The organism is Streptomyces sp. NBC_01525 (assembly GCF_045040405.1).
GTDB classification, from domain to species: domain Bacteria; phylum Actinomycetota; class Actinomycetes; order Streptomycetales; family Streptomycetaceae; genus Streptomyces; species Streptomyces benahoarensis.
Map to the genome: position 1 here is coordinate 5,706,597 of NZ_CP109397.1, position 17,094 is coordinate 5,723,690.

Annotated in this window: 1 protein-coding gene (cut by a window edge); it reads left to right on the forward strand. The window is 70.4% G+C overall.

The annotated features are described in order from the left end of the window. On the forward strand, positions 1–17,094 hold the 5' portion of the coding sequence (locus tag OG422_RS25395; protein WP_405745953.1) for a hypothetical protein. It continues 29,457 nt past the right edge of the window; 17,094 of the gene's 46,551 nt are visible here — the first part of the coding sequence; its start codon is at positions 1–3; the stop codon falls past the right edge of the window.

Sequence of the window (17,094 nt, forward strand, 5' to 3'; positions counted from 1 at the left end):
ATGGCCCTCATGCCCAGCCAGGAGGTCATCAACTTCCTCAACGCGTTGGGCATGCAATGGCCGCAGGCCAACGAGGACGAGCTGCGCGAGGCCGCGGACTACTACCGCCGGACGGGCGGGGACTTCGACCAGATCCAGGAAGAGTTCGTCAAGGTCTCCCAGGACATCAGTGAGGGCTTCAGCGGCGCGACCGCCGAGTCGTTCCTGAACCTGGTCAACCAGATGTGCGCCGGGGAGAACCCGTACCTCGCCATGGTCGCGGCGCAGGCCGAACAGCTCGCGGAGAATGCCGACAAGACGGCCACCGACGTCGAGCACACCAAGTGGTCGGTCATCGGGCAGATCATCGCCATGATCGCGCAGATGGCGATCACGGCTTTCCTGAGCTGGTTCTTCGGCCCCGCCGTGATGCTCGGCATGAGCTTCGAGTACGCGATGGTCCGGGAGTTCGTCCTCCAGCTCCTGACCGCGCTGGCGAAGTCCGTGCTGCTCCAGACGGCCATCGGCGCCGGCGTCGGCTTCCTCACCGACTTCACCATTCAGGAAGTCCAGATCGGCCAGCACCACCGCGACTCCCTGGACACGAATCTGCTCAAGCAGAGCGTCGTCGCCGGGGCCATCGGCGGCGCCATCGCCGCCCCCTTCGACCTGATCGGCCTTGGCATCGGCAAGGCGATCGGCAACGCCATCGGCAAGGGCACGAAGGGCGCGCTCACCTCCGAGCTGACCCACCTGGTCGGCGGCGAGGCGACCAACAAGTTCGGCAAGGGCCTGCTCGGGGCGGGCTCCAAGGTGGCGCCCGGCATCGAGAAGGGCGCGGCGACGGCCGGCAAGGGCGCGGCCGCCACGGAGCACAGCCTGACCGGCCCGATGCTCGACATGCTCACCAGGGAAGAACGGGGCGCGCTCGCCAAGGACCTCGGCTCCCTGCTGAGCAACACCCAGGCGCAGTTCAGCCACGGGTTCGGTAAGGGCTTCAAGCCCGGTGAGGGGTTCGTCGGCGGGAAGGGCACCGTCGCCCAGGCGTTCACCGACAAGACCGAGGCGCTCTTCGAGAAGCACCTGGGCGGCAAGCTGTTCCCCGAGGGCGCGGCCGGGCACGTCGGCCAGGCCGGCAAGCTCGGCCGTGACTGGGGCGAAGCGCTCGTCACGCACTGGGAGAAGGGCGTCGGCAGCGAAGCCTTCCAGAACGGCCTCCAGGACGCCGTCAAGCCGTACGCCAAGGAGCTGGGCGCGGGCGGCGCGCAGCTCTTCGCCAAGGACGTCCCCGAGGCGCTGAACAACGCGCTCCGCGACCACCTGCACGGCAACTTCCTCTACAAGGCCGCGGGGTTCGGTACGGGCGTGACGCTGGACGGCGTCAACAACATGCTCTCCGACGGCGTCGTCACGTACATCTACGAGGGCAAGTTCGAGCTGAAGCCGCAGGCGTTCGTGGGCGGCGCCGTCCTCGGCGCGGCGGGACGCGGGCTGGGCGAGTACGTCATGCCGGCCGCGCAGCACGCCATCGGCGCCGGGTGGGACAAGCTGACGGGCGGCGGGGGAGGGCTGCCCTCGGGTGCCACGCCCAACGACACCTCGGGCACCTGGAGCGGATCGGACGACACCAAGCCGCTGCTGGCGGATGGCGTCTCGACCCTCAGCACCACGGACACGACCTCGACGTCGGGCGGCGGTGGCTCGGAGGCGGACCAGGGAGGCTCCACCTCCGCGGCGGCCCCGCCGTCGGCCGGTGCGTACCAGGTGCCCACCGAGAGCACCGAGCACCTGTCGGGGGCCGACGGGCAGCAGACCGGCACCGGCCCGGCGAACGTATCCGTCGCCCCCGCCCACGAGGCGCCGCAGCCCCAGCTGCACTCCGGCGATGCGCCCCGAAACCCGCGGGTCATGGACCTGGGCAATCAGCGGTCCGCGCCGCCCGCCGGCTCGGGTGGGCAGACCCCCTCGGGCACGCGGGAGACCACCCCGCAGCAGACCGGCGCCAAGGAGTCCGCGGCCGGTGGATCGCGCGCGGGACAGTCGGACGTCAAGCCGCCGGTCGCCTCCGCCACGGAGTCCACGTCGAAGACGTCGGCCACGTCGGCCACGTCCGACACCTCGACCGCCTCGACCACGTCGACCACGTCCGACACCTCGACGACGACACCCGCCTCGGCCACGGAGGCGACGTCGGCCACGGGGGCGACGGAGTCCGTCACCACCGCGTCCACGGAGCACACGCCCACCGATGGGCAGGCCACGGAGCAGCACACCGGAGCCACGCACAGCACGCCGCCGCCCGGCGCCCCGCCGACCGGCTTCCGGACCGAGAGCGGTACGGGAGGCAGCGAGGAGACGCCGCAGGTCACCGCGGAACACCCCGGCACCTCCCCGCAGACGCCGCCGGTCACGGACACCCACGCGGCCCACTCCGCCACGGGCCCGCACACCGCCACGGACGGCACGCACTCCGCCGCGGGCACCCCCGATCACAGCTCCGGGTCGTCGGCCGGCGACCTGGTCGACACGCTGGAGCGGGCGCGCGACGGCTCCGGCGGCACGGGCGACGACGGGCAGCTGCGTCCGATGACCCGCAGCGAACGTCAGGAGTGGGCCGAACTCCAGGTGCTGGAGGCCGCCCGGAACCTCAGGCCGCCGTACCGCCTCGACGAGGCGGCGATCCATGCCGAGTCCGAGGCGTACCTGACGGAGCTGCACGAGGCGCTCGCCGGGCGGTTCCAGGTGTCGGCGGACGGGGGCGGCCACCTGGCGCCGCCGCCCTATGCGAACGACGGGCCCGTCGAGGACGCGTCGGGACACGGTGGACAGGACGGCGAGGGGACGCCCGTCGCACCGTCGGCCGGTGGCGGGCACGTCCCGTCGTCGCCCCCCGCCTGGGCCGCCCCCAAGGACTTCGACGCCCGCACGCAGCGGGCCGAGAAGACGTCCCACCTCATGACGGCGCAGCGCCAGGCCGAACTCGCCCAGGCGCAGCGGGAAGCCGCCCGTGAGCAGCGCTTCGAGGACGGCTTCGACGCGTGGGCCGGGCAGCTGCTCGGCAAAGACACCCTCCCGCCCGGCGAGCAGCAGGTCCATGATCTCCTCGACTGGCACGAGCGGTCCCAGTACGGCGGCGCCGAGGAACAGAAGGCGTTCGGCGACTGGGCCCGGCACCGGCTGGTGGACTCCGAGGAGCTCAACCGCCGGATCCTGTCGCGCATGTACGAGGCGGAACAGCACCGCGTCCGGCACCGCATCGCCGACGGCGGCCCCGACCACCTCGACACCCCGGAGGGACTGCGCGCCCATCTCGACCGGCAGTGGGTGACCGAGCACGCCCTGGAGCAGGCCGGCCGCTGGGCCGACGACGCCTTCGAGAAGTGGCGCGGCAGCCTCTCGCCGGAGCGGCGGGCGCAGCTGGACCTGCTCGCACCCGAGACCGTACGCCCGAAGGGTGCGGAGGGCGGCCAGGACGAGCCGCCGCAGCGCCGTACGCGGGGGGAACGCGCCCGTGACGAGGCCAAGCTGGCGTTCGAGCACCGGGCCCGTGCCCTCGTCGCGGAGCAATTCGGCCGGGGGCAGCTGACGGCGTCCCCGCAGCGCCTCGTCGACGCCGTCACGCTGGCGATGGACACCGAACTCTTCGGCCTGCACGACGTGTTCGGGCAGGCCCGGGCCGACCGGGCGCTCACCCTCGACGCGGTCGACCAGCAGGCCCGCGCCGCTCTCGCCGACCTCAACGCCACCCGCCCGGAGCTGGAGAAGCTCTTCGGAGAGACGCTCCGGGACGCCACGCACCACGACGAGGCGCAGCACAGCTTCACCACGACGGTGAACGCGAGCGCCGTACGCGGCTACGGCACGACGGGCGACCGCGACGCGACGGCAGGAACGGTCGCCCCGTCGGAGAATCTGGACTCGCGGATCTCCGAGGGCGGCCGGGAGCGGCTGCGGCAGCAGTGGCTGGAGACCTACCGGCAAGACCGGCTCGACATCTTCGGCGACCCCGGCAGCGCCCGGCGCCACGGCGATCAGAACGAGCGGGAACAGAAGTGGCGGGACCGCCGCGCCGCCCGGGAGCAGGAGCTGCCGGACCTGGTCAAGCTCCAGATGGCCAAGGAGGCGGCGGCGAAGGACGTCATCGCGGCCGTGAAGGAGGCCGCGACCGGCACCTGGAAGCGGGCCCTGGAGACGCTGAGCCCGGAGTTCCGGGAGCAGTTCCAGCTCGACCTGCGGGAGGCCGACGGGGCGGCGCAGCGCACCGCGATCCTCGCCCTCGGCAGCGAACTGCACCAGCGGCTGGACGCCTGGGCGCACGACCCGCACCGCGACCCCGACGGCGCGGACCAGCTGATCAGCGAGATGACCCGCCCCGAGGCGGTACGTCACCGGCTGGCGCTCTCCCTCGCACGGAACGTGGCGGAGAACGCCGCCCGCCAGGAAGCCGCCCACCTCGCCCAGGTCCGGATGCCGGCCGCGCCGCGCGACGCCGTGGACCGCTTCGTCAACGAGCACGCCGACCGGGTCACGGCACAGTTCGACGCGCTGTTCGCCACCAAGAGCGAGCCGGTCGGCCAGGGCGGGGACACGAGCGGCGACGCCTCCCCGCAGGAAGCGCCCGGTCAGGTCCCGGACGCGCCCACCTCCGCGACCTCGTCCGAAACGCTGGCCACCTGGGAGGACGGGCTGGCGAGCCTGCGGGACGAACTCCCGTACCGCTTCGGCTTCGAGCTGGGCGCCACGGCCGGGATGGACGGCTGGCTGAAGGACCTCCACGACTCGGCCGCCGGTCATGGCATCGGCAAGGACGACCTGGAGCGCCTCGAAGCCCGCGAGGAGTGGTTCACCACGTACCAGGGGCTGTGGGGCCCCGACGACCTCAACGCCGAACACTGGCTCCGGCACCAGCGGGAACACGGTGCGGACCACGCCCCGGCGGCGGGCGATCGGACGGCCACTGCGCCCGGCGAGGGCGCCCTCGCCCGGCACGGTGCTCACCACACCGAGGAGCCGGCGCGCCCCCTTTCCGAGGAACTGGACGCACGGCTGGCGCAGTTCGCGGAGACCTCCGGCGCGAAGCAGGAGGACCACCCCGGAGTGGTCAAGGAACCGGGGGAGGAGTCCGTCCAGAACCAGGTGGTGACGGACGAATCCGCTCTGAAGCGGAAGGAGGGGGAAGAAGCCGGTACGAACCCGGAAGACCACGGTGCGGGGATTCCGCCCGGTCTTCCGGCGGGCTCGCCACTGGACCTGCTCATCAGCAAACTGCACGATATTCAGGCGAAGTTGCCCACCTCCGGTGGACCGGCGTCAGGGCCCGACCTGAGTCCGCAGTCCGTCCTGCGCGATTGGTCCCACAAGCTGCGGCAGGGATCGGCGGCGGAGGAGAACGGCCCGCCGGCAAAGACGCCGAAAGAGGCGGCTACGGCGCTTCTGCGAGGGCCCTCCGAGGTTTCCCGTTCCGAGGATGCCAAGTCCGGGGACATGGACAAATGGCACGTCAGGTCCGCAGCGGGCCGTAAGGGCTTCGGCTCCTTGGCACAGCGCCTCCGGCAGGTATTCGTCAATGAGGGCCCTGGTCGTCATGCGTCTTCGGAGGCGAAGCCGGAGTCGTTCACCGCGCACTTCGATGACGAGGGTGGCAGCGCTGTAAGGCAGGCGGCGAAGGTGGTCCGAATGGCCGCCATGCGCCTGGCACACCTGGCCATGGAGGCCAAGCGGGAAGGCCAGCGACTGCCCGAAGTCGAGGTCCGTGTTTTCGGCAAAGGGGCCCTGGAATTGGGCGACTCCGGCGGCAAGATGCACACCAGGAAAACACTGGGCGACCAAGTCACCCGAATCCTGCTGCGCGCGCTGGAGGGCGAGCTCAGGAAGGCAGGGGGGACGGAGGGCTCCTCGCTGACCGGGTCGGACTTCCGGATCAAGGTGAAGCCGTCGTCGTCCGAAGGGCACTTCCGTACCGAGATCGCCCTGCGTGCATTCCGTGAGAACGACCACTTCATCCACCCGGGCCGTGAGGTGTGGTTGACGTCACGGAGGACGGAACAGCGGGTAGCGGTCAAGCTCGGCAGTCTCGATCAACGGAAGGCTCTGTTCAAGCCCGGTGGCATCGCCGATCAATACAAGGGGCGAGTCTTCGACGGGGTGGAACAATCCAGCAGTTCTGCCTGGGAATACACCGGACTCGACCTGAAAAGTCGACGTTTTGCGCATCTGGCGCCGTTTGACGACAGCTCGGACAGCGAATTCGATAGCGGTGGCACAGTCGACGAACCCCTCAAGATTCTCCGGTGGGGCTCGGTGCCGTATGAATCAACTCGCTACCTCTACCTGGTCATCACTCACGGGGAGCCCGGCAAGGCCCATATGGCGGTGACGGAGAACGGCGTCACCATTGAGTACGTCGGTTCGGGGCATGCCCTCGGAGACGTCGTGAGTGACCGGAAGAGTTTCACGGACCTCCGGGAGGCGGCGGCGAAGGCCGGAGCGAAGCTACCGCAGGGCCTTCTGGTCACATGCCGTGCGGGAGCCGAAACGCTGCCCGGTGTCACCTTGGCCCAGCAGACCGCGGACCGGGCGGGAATTGCGTTCTGGGCAGGCACCACGAATGTCGCGCAGATCCCCGATGGGACGAAGGGTTTCCAGGGCGCCGCCTTCGGCTTGGAGGCGGACAAGGAGACCGGGCGGCTCGGCGAGTTCAAGCTGTTCCGGCCGTCCTCGTGGAAGAAGGCGGCGCACCCGGAGTACGACGGGCACGTGCAGCGCGTCAGTCTGCTGGAGGAACTGCTGGGTGGCGGCCCCGGGAACGGCTCCGGCATGCGGGGGCTGGACGCGCCGACCCGCAGGGAAATGATCTCCACACACTGGAAGGGGCTGAGCGAGCAGCTGGAGGAGCACCTCTTCACGCACCCGCTCCAGCACGCCGAGACCGTGGGGGACGGCCAACTCGATCAGTCCAAGCGTGCGGCCACACAGCCCGCCCTGCGCCGCACCCGCGAACTGGCGGCGTGGGCGAGTGAGGAGATCGGCGAGCTGGGCAAGTTGCTCCGGAACCCGCCTGCGGAGTCCGTGGACTCGGTGCCTGAGCGGGACACCCTGCGGCAGGAGATGGCTTCGCTGGCCCGGCGGATCGACGCGGAGCTCATTCCCGCATGGGACGAGCAGCTGGGCGATTCGCTCAACGACCCCCAGACCTCCGCGGAGCTTCCCTCCTTTCCGGCCGACGAGGACGAAGAATCCGTTGTCTCCGGCTCCGACGGCTCCACGCTGTCGGCAGGGAACGGGCCGGGGCACGTGCTGCGGAGGTCCGCCGGCTCCGGCGCGTCGTCCGACGCTCAGGAACAGCACCCGCTGGAGCAGAGCCTTCAGCAGCCCGGAAGCCGGACCGGGAGCCCCCACTCCATCCTCCGCGAGCCGGGCGCCCCCCTCACCGAGGAGGAGCGGCAGCGGAAGGTCAGCTTCGCGCCCGTGGGGGAGCAGTCGGCGAGTTCCGCACCGCCGCGGGACGACAACTCCTCCACCCCGGGGCAGGAGAAGCAGGTTTCCTCCGTGAAGTCCGCTGCCGGGACGCGGAGGGACCCGCTCGACAACCAATCCACGGAGCACCCGGAGCACACCGAACTCACCCAACTCCCTTCCCAGGGTTCCGCGAACGAGCCGCCCAGCAGCCCGGAACCGCAGCCCGCCGGCGAGGATCAGCAGCCCACGGTCCAGGACCATTCCCAACTGTCCACCACCGAGCAGGTATCGGAGCAGGTGGAGTCGGGTTCCGATGAGGTACGGGAGCGATACCCGGTGCCCTACACCGCTTTGCTGACCGAGGGGACGCAGGGCGCGTTCGGCGAGATCGCGTTGCGTATGGCGCACCTGGCTTTGAGCACACGGGAGCGGGGGACCGCGCTTCCTGTCGCCGAGGTGAAGGTTTTCGGTGACGGCTCTCTGTCGAAGGCCGGTTCGGAGGGTGGGGTGTACACCGCCCGGACGCTGGCCGCCGAGATCGCCAGGCGATTCAGGGGGGACCTGAGTACGGCGCTGGAGACCACGACGCCGGAGGGCGGTGCGCCACTGAAGCTGGAGAGCCTTCAGGTCAACGAGGTGAAACCGTCGCTGTCCGAGCTGGAGGACGGGCCGTCGAGCGGGCTCAGGATCGAGATTTCCCTACGTCTTCCCGGTGAGAATGACGCTTTCCTGGACGAGAGCCTGTGCCTGCGGCTGGAGGGGGAGTTCGGAGAAGCGCCCGTACCCGTCAAGATCGGAGATCTCGTCAGTCGGCGGTTCATCACCAAGGACGCCGATGGTTCGGCCAAATTTCACATCGGTCGGGTGTTCCACTCGGATGCGGAGGCCGCCAGGCTCATCGAGCAGTACAGCGGTCTCGATCTGTCGAACGGCCGCTTCGCGCACGTACGGGTCGAGGCGCGCGAAGGCCCGCCGGTGCGTATCTGGAGCGAGGTGCCGTGGCAGACGACCCGTTCCCTGTATTTCGCCATGACGCACGGCCTGCCCGGCCAGGTCGATTTGGTGATCGACGAGAGCGGTTTCCAGTCCACGTTCCTGGGTTCCGGTGGAGCGCTGGGTACGGCCGTGCGGAACCGGCCGAGCCTGGTGAACCTGCTGAAACCGCAGGAGCAGGCGACATCGTCGCCGGGGTCGTTGGCGAAGCCGAAGCCGTTGCCGCAGATCGTTCTTCTGGTGTGCATGGCAGGCGCGAAGGACGAGGCAGGGGTGACCTCGGGGCAGGAAGCCGCGGATGCGGCCGGTCTGGAGGTGTGGGCGGCCACCACCTCCGTCTCCGTCTTCACCCCTGAGCAAGCGCGGAACGAGGGCGCCTCACTCGGGTTGGATTACGACGTCGAAACGCAGGAGTACGGCGAGTGGCAGTTGTTCCGCCCCACGTCGTGGAAGCGCGAGGCGCACCCCGAGTACCGGGGGTTCTGGAAGGGCTTCAAAGCCCTGGCGGGGCAGTTGAAGACGGGCCCCGAAGACAGCTTCCGGAGCGCCGTCGCGCAGTGGGAGAAGCTGAAGTCGCAGGTGGAGTCTGTCCTCGACCGTCCGCAGGACTACGTGCTCGAGAGCGATGACACGGGCTTGTCCCCCGCCACGCAGCCCGCGCTGCGGCGCACCCGCGATCTGGGCAAATGGGCCGCCGGTAAAGCCGACCAAGCGTATGAAGAACTCCGTGAGCTGACGGAGAACGTCACGGCCACAGGCACGTCGCTCGAAAGCCCTGAGGGCCTGCTCGCAGACATGAAAGCGTTCACCGAGCGGGTCGTGGATGATCTGATCCCCGCCTGGGACGAGCAACTGGGTGACTCCCTCCTCGACCGCATGACATCCAGTGACCTTGAGAAATTCACCGAGGAACTGCCGCAGGGCGACGGCACCTCTACCTTCTCGGGGGGATTCAGTGAAATCGTGCCCCCTGCGGGGTTCAGTGAAATCGTGCCCCCTGCGGGATTCGAGGAATTCCCGACACCTCCTCCCGGGTTCCTGACGCCCCCTCCCGGGTTCCCGGCCCCTGCGACGTCGGAGATTTCCGGCGCGCCGAGTACCAGCAAGAAGGGACCACTGACCGCCGGGGTGAACGACCCCGGCAGCAGCACTTCGTCTGCCTCCTCCGCACAGGACCGGGGACGGCCCACGCCCCAGGACCGGCGGCTCCCCACCGGCGAGGGGGCCGTACAGCAGAACGGGAACGCCGGAAGCGGGCTCGGCGCCCCGACGCCGGCGCCCGGCTCCGCTGCCTGGGAGTCCGAGCGCATCCGTCTGGCCGCCGGCTCGCACTTCGACGACACCTTGGTGGCGGTCGCGGTGATTGAGGAGAACCTGCGGCTCTGGGGCTCCAACGGCGCCAACTCGTACGTGGTGGCGGAGCTTCCGGGGCACGACTCAGCCGTGGAGCTGCACGCCGTCAACCTCGGCGGCACGGTCTTCTGGTTCGAGCCGGGGGACTTTCTCACCCCGGTCAACCCGCTCGATCTGCTGTCCGCCGTCGACAAGGCGGGCCCCGACGCCGTCGGCAAGGTGGACATCGCCGCCATCGACCTCGACGCCAACGGCACGCTGCTTCTGCCGCCGTCCGCTCTGAAGAAGCTGGGTGAGGGTGCCGACAGTTTCCCCTTCCTGCTGCCGGAGGGCCTCGCGGTCCGGTCGGAGGACCCCGACTGGCAGGCCCGGCGCCACCAACTGGCCTACGGACAGCCGATGGAGGCGGCCGCCCTCGTCCCGGCCGTCGAGCAGACCCTCACGACCGCAGGCCCCGGCGCGGTCTCGTACGTCGTCGGCGCGCTCCACGACGGGACCGTGGCGAAGCTGCACGCCGTCAACCACCGGGGCACGGTGGTGTGGCACGACGCCACGACGGGACAGCCGGCCGACCCGCCGGGCACCGCGCCGCGGACCCCGCCGCCCGGCGCGCGGACCGGCACGCCGGAGCGGGCCGGCTCCTCGGGCGGCGGCCCTTCGCTCTTCACCTCGATTGATCTGCGGCCCGACGGGCGGATGCTGCGCCCCACCATCGGTCTCCGGCAGATGCTCGCCACGGTCGGCGGACAGGACGCGGACGCCTTCCCGCATCTGATGCCCGCCCCCGCCGTGGTGCAGCACGCCCTCTCCATCCTCCGTGAGCCGGGCGCCCCGCTCGCCGAGGAGGAGCGGCAGCGGAAGGTCCGCTTCGACGTGGTGGGCGCGCCGTCGGCGGACGCCACGCACTACCGCGTGACGTCCGACGGGAAGCGGCTGGCGGCCCCCGACGGCGAGTCCTACCTGCTCCACGAGGCCGCACCGGGCGGCGCGGGCTTCGCCAAGGCGCTGTCCCACGCGCTGGCGACGGTGTCGCCGCGGCAGTACCGCTCCCCGGAAGGCGTCCAGCAGGCGACCTCGTTGTTCGCGTTGATCGCGGCAGCCGTCTCGGGCTCTCTCATCGGCGAGGTCAAGCTGCGCGACGAGCTCGTCAGCGACGAGACGCTGCACGCCGCCGGGATCACCCTTGACGAGCAGGCACACGGCACGTTCGTCGCGCAGGGCCGTCAGCCGTCCGGACTCGCCGGCGATGCCTACCGGGCTCTGGTCAACCACCTGATCCAGGGGGAGGCGTGGCCTGCCGGGCTGGAGAAGGTGGCGGCCAAGGCCGTGGCCAAGGAGCTGAAGCTGCGCGTCACCCTCGTCGACGAGGACGGCAGCCACGAGACCGTGGGGGACACCGGAGCCCCCGAGGTGATCATCCGGCACACCGGCGGAAAGTTCCAGGGCGCGTCGCTCTCGGCCATCCGCCACATCCAGCGCACGGTCGCCGGGGTGGAGGACGCGTACGACCAGCTCAGCAAGGAGCACGGTCTCCCGCCCCGGAACATCGACGACCTCACCTGGTACCCCGGCATCCGGACATCCACGGCGGAGTCCGCCCAGGACGCCACGGCCACGGGCGCCGCCGGCACCAGCGGCGCTGTCACGGCCACGGTCGCCGCCGCGACCACCGGCGACACCACCACGACCACGGACACCTCCAAGCCCGCCACGCCCGAGCAGCCGCGCACGCTGACCGACGACGAGATCCGCCAGTGGGTGGAGTCGGAGACCTCCGCGCAGGAGTACGGCGGATACGTTCTCCTCCTGGATCATTGGGGAAAGCCAGGAACGCGCCCGGCATACGAGGAGTGGAAGCGCCAGGTCGGTGCGCGGCGCCAGGAGTACCTGCGCGCGCTGCAGCGTTATGTGGCGTTCGCCCCGCGCGAAGAGAGCGGCGCCCCGCCGAAGTCGGTGGACGACAGCACGATGAAGGCCCTTCCGGTCGAGCACCTCGACGCTGACCGGCCGGTCTTCTTCCACACGCCGGGCGGCGGCACCTGGCCGACCCGCGAGGCGGGCACGGACGTCTTCGAGGACGACAGCAGCCTGGAGCGGCACGCCTCCCTCGTGGGCGGCACGAAGATCACTCTGCGTGAGGCGGAGAAGGTCGCGCAGCAGCTGGTCAACGGCCTCACCGACATCGGTGCCCGGGAGAGCGGGGCACTGCGCAAGGACCTCGTCGACGTCATGCGGAACCGGCCGCACACCCTCCTGCCCCACCTGGGCAAGCTGGACGCGAAGAGTGCCCCCGGTGACGCGGGTGCGGTCCGGACGCCTTCCCGTACCTCACTCGGTGACGGCGTGTTGCTGACGTACACGGCCCTTGACGGGACGAAGAAGGTCCTGGCCGTCAGCGCCGCCAACCACGGCGCGTACAGCCGCTACGCGGACCCGCAGGAAGTCAAGGTCAAGGGCGGTACCAACAGCACCGCGAAGGCCGGCAGCGCCTACGTCAACCCTGCCACGGTGCAGTTCGGCGGGAACTTCGGCATGACGTCGGGCCCGGGGTTCGGCGGCATGGGCAGCGTGGGCGGCACGCTGAACTTCCGTCAGACCGCGTACACCACCACGTTGTCCGTCAAGGTCACCGACAAGCGCGCCATCGGTTCGAGCGGTCCCTCGCACACCTACGTCAACGACGTGGACTTCGAGGTCCAGCCCTACGCGTTCCGCGAGGGAGGGCGGCTGGAAAACGCGGGGGCCCCGGTACGGCTCACCGTCGGGAGCGGTTTCCAGTGGCGGGTGCCGGACACGCTGACGGAGAAGCAGTCCCGTACTCCGCTGAAGTTCCCGAAGACCTTCACGGTGCGTCCGGGCCGCCATCTCGACCTGGCCGTCGCCGACCACCTCGTGGTCACACCGGAACTCACCGACTGGGCTCTTCAAGTGGGCGCAATACACGCCCGGTTGGAGCCGGTCATGCCGGGAATGGCGACGCTCCTCGAACACTTCGCCGCGCACACGATGCACGAGAAGCTCATGCCGGCGTTGCAGGGCAACGTGCAGGTGGTCCAGATCCACGACAGCCACAACCGGGTCATCGGGCGTTTCGAGTACACCGTGGCGATCGACCGTGACGTGCCCCTGAAGCTCGTCAGGCAGGTGGAGGGCGAGAGCAAGGTCCAGCGGAACGCCGCCATCGGTGTCGACAAGACCCGCTCGACCACCACGCAGCTCACCCTGAACGCCGCCGCGGGCCCCTCCGAGAACTCCGCGTTCCGTGCCCAGGCCGCCCTCACCGGAACGGTGAGCAGCGGGCGGACCCACGCGCTGAACGTGTCGGACAAGGCCCAGACGCAGTACGGCCTGTCGAACAAGTCCGTGCTGGGCCTGTACGAAGCCCAGCTGGTCGTGAAGGCATCGTTCACGCCGGGCTACGAGATGACCGGCTTCACCAGCCGTGACGTGTCCTGGACCGGAGGGCACACGACCGGGCAGGGGACCGGGGCGCACGGCGGAGGACAGGGCGGGCTCACGACGACCCTGCCCGCCCACGCGCTGCTGCGCCTTTCCGAACACGACGCCCGCACCCTGACGGGCTGGGACAGCAACCTCCGGATCAGCCAGTTCGATCCGACCGCACTGGCGCGCGCGAACCAGTCGGGCCCGAGCCGCTTCCCCGAGCCGCCGCGCCCGACAGGGCTGGAGAGCGGCCACTCCCCGCTCCTGACGACGGCGCACTTCGCCAGCATCACGGAGAGCACGCTCAGCACCACGGCCCCGACGCGGCGGAAGTCGCATATGGCCGACCAGTTGGCCCGCACGCTCGACCGGCTGCGGAACAAGGCGGCCGGGCAGCCGCGGCTCAAGCGGGCACGCACCGAGTTCAACCTGCCGACCGGCACCGGCACCGTCGCCGCCTCCTCCACCCACTCGCTGCCGGACCTGTCGGTCTCCGGCGCGTCGTCGGCACCCACGCCCCCAAGCACACCGGTGGAACAGACGTTGCGGGCCCCCGGCGGAACGTCGGCCTCGACACCCACGGGCATGCCCTTCGATCTGCCCGTGCTGCCCCTGGACCGGAACGCTCTTGTCCGTGACTCCGTGCCGAGGCAGCCGCTGCCGGCCAAGATCCTCAAGAGCGTCAACGACGCGGTGCGGGGACACGACCAGGCCAGGGTGCGGAGGCTGGCCGTCGCCCGGAGCAAGAAGGCGCAGCACGTGGCGTACGCCCTCCGGGTAGGGGGCCATCACCTGACGAACCACCGCCTGGCGAAGGCGATGGGGCTGAAGCCGAAGCCGCCGCGGTTCCCCTCGCCCAACACGGCCCAGCTGGAGGTCGAAGGAAACCAGCGGCGTATCCATCTGTACGGGTACGGGATGGACACCCTCCTCGCCAGGCTCCTGGAGGGGCGGCCCCACCTTGTCGACGGCAAGTGGGTCCACAAGTCGTCGGGCATCTCCTTCGGTTTCCGGCACAAGGGGCGTCTGCGGCACGCCGAAATGCTGGTGACGGCGCATCTGGAGATGGTGCAGAGCGAGTACCTGGGGCTGGTGACGGGCACCGCCACCGGCGGCAGCCTGTCCAGCGGCCGTGATTTCTCGACGAGCACCGAGACCCAGCAGGGCTGGCAGGTGGGCGTGAGCGTCGACGGGGGTGCCAAGCCCGTCGCGAACTCCAACCTGGTGATGGCCGGTCTGACCGGGAGCTACGGCAAGACCTACGCCGGCAAGTCGGAGACCGGCTGGGGTATGGGCACCGAACTCGGTGTCTCCCCGGACAAGCGCACCCACCTCTACCTGTACCGCGGCAAGCTGAAGTTCAACGCCACGTACCGCGCCGAGGCACGCCGGTGGGCGCGCGCCCTCACCCGCGAGCTGTTCAACGTGGCCCCGGGGGAGGTGAAGCTGAGCACCCAGGACGACGGCACCCTCGTCATCGACGTGGAGGCGCACGTCCACCACCCCGACAGCCTGATGCCCGCCAACCTGCGGCCGCTGTACCAGACGCCCTCCGAGCCGCTCCCGGTCCTGAAGACGCCGTCCCTGGGCCCGGACGGGGGCACGCTGCTCCAGCCGGCCCAGCGCGACGTCAGGACACTGACGCACGACGAAGCGCGCACCTGGGTCACCGGAGCCCGTCGGCAGCATCAGCAGCTGGCCTCCCTCTTCCAGGTGCCGCTGCGTCCACTGGTCCACACCGACGACCTGGTCACCGTCGCCGGGAACGTGCTCAGCCCGATGTCCGGCTCCCTGAAGAAGGCGCTGGCCACCTCCGGCACCTATGCACAGCAGCTGATCACCCGGCAGTTCGAGAACATCTCCCCGGCCACCGGCAACATCGTCGCGGTGTTCCCGAACAACGGGGTCTTCGGGGACCAGATGGAGATGGCGGTCCGGACGGGGATCCGCGGCCCGTACGTCCTCGCCGTCGTCGACTCCGGGCTGGACCTCAAGCACGGGGTTCCCAGCTCCCTCAGCATCGGCCACGGCACCTCGGCCACCACCACGCTCAACGTGCAGGGGCAGCTGACGGGCGGCACCGCCTACAACGTCGGTCAGCCGGGCAGCATCCAGGTCAGCCAGGGCCTCGCCGCGCTGCTGACGCTGTACAACCGCGGCACCACCCGCGGGGTCTCCCAGACGCTCACCCTCAGCTCCGGTCTAGGCGAGACGCGGACGGGCCGCAAGGTGCGCCTCGGCATCGAGTCGGTGGGCTTCGACATCGCCGTGCGGCTGAAATCGCTCGATCCGGTGAGCTCGGTGGTCTCCGCCACGCCGAAGACGGGCTTCGGCGGCGCCGTGGTGCGCGGCGGTGCGGAGACCTTCGTCGACCTCGCCGACGCGAAGCAGCTGGGCCTGATCACCGACGGCCTGCCCGCGCTCCCGCAGCCGTCCCTCTGGCTGCCGCCCTCGGCCACGTCCTCGTTCGTCTCGCTCCGGGGCATGCTCGACGCCGAACACGCGCTGGACGCCCTCGCCGAGAAGCTGGGCGGCGGCAAGGCGCTGCCGAAGAGCATGCTGGGCCGTGAAGGGGAGACCCGCGTCCAGGTCCTCACCCTGTTCACATCGGACGCCCTCAACAGCGCCCACCACTACCAGCTCGTCCGTGAAGGCATGGTGATCACCACTCCCCACGGTGATCTGCGCGTGCGTCTGGTGCCGGGCAAGCTCGTCTACCAGGGCCTCCGGCACGGCGTCACGGTCGACGAGGACCGAGCCCTCTCCCTCACCCAGGCCCGCAACGTCACCAACTCCGTCGCCCAGAGCCTCGGCCTCACCTCCACGGAAACGGCGCTCAGCCAGCCGAACGGCCCCGACGGCAAGGCCCCCGCCGGGACGGCGGGGGTCGGAGCATCGCTCACCGGCACCGTCACCGCCACGAAGAGCCGTACCCAGACCACCTCGCAGACGATCGACGTCACCAGTTCCCTCTCGGTGAGCGGCACCTTCGCCGCTTTCCTCGCCGATTACCGGATCGAGCTGACCCACACCGACACCAAGGGCAACCAGGTCTCCGTCACCGAGCCCGTCGGCGCGCTGACGCATCTCCACCCGGAACTGCTGCTGACCCCGGCCAAGGAGAGCCACCCCACCGTCCCGCAGCAGGAGCCGACCACCTCCGCGCCGGAGACCACCGAGCAGCACACGGCGCAGGGACCCCCCTCCGCTCCGGTGGACGAGCCCGTCGCGCCCATCGGCTCCCCCCACCCCGGAATCCAGCTCACCGGCTCCGCGTCGTCGGACCAGTGGCAGGCGCGGCACACCGCGCTCACCCAGGCCCTCGCACACCAGGACGTCATCGTCCTCGACGGCATCGTCGGCGGCGGGCACTTCCAGGAGCACATCACGGCGGCACTGGACACCGCCGCCGGGCAGAAGATCCAGTACGCCAAGCCGTCGAAGGACACCGGTTCCGACGGGGCCGGTGCGCCGCAGCAGCTGTCCGTGCGGGGGAACAGCAGCCTCACCCGGCCCGGCACCGGAGCGGCCCGGCAGGTGGCCCAGCAGAACTCCTCGCCCGCGCTGCGCGCGGTGTTCCCGGAGATGTTCAGCCGGGACGGATGGCAGCAGCCCACGGTGCAGGGCGGCTCGTTCCTGGGAACCGAGCGTGGCGCGGTCACCGTCCACGCGCGCGCCGGACGGGCCCATCCGAAGATCCTCGGTGCCGTCGACAACGTCACGCTCGCCTCGGACCGGCGCATCACCGACTCGGAGCAGCAGAACGAGGGCTCCACCGTCAGCGGCAGCGTCGTCCCCGCGGCCATGCCGATGTACAACGCGCAGCCCGTGCCCCTCAACTCCCGTGCCATGAGCGCGCTTCCCGCC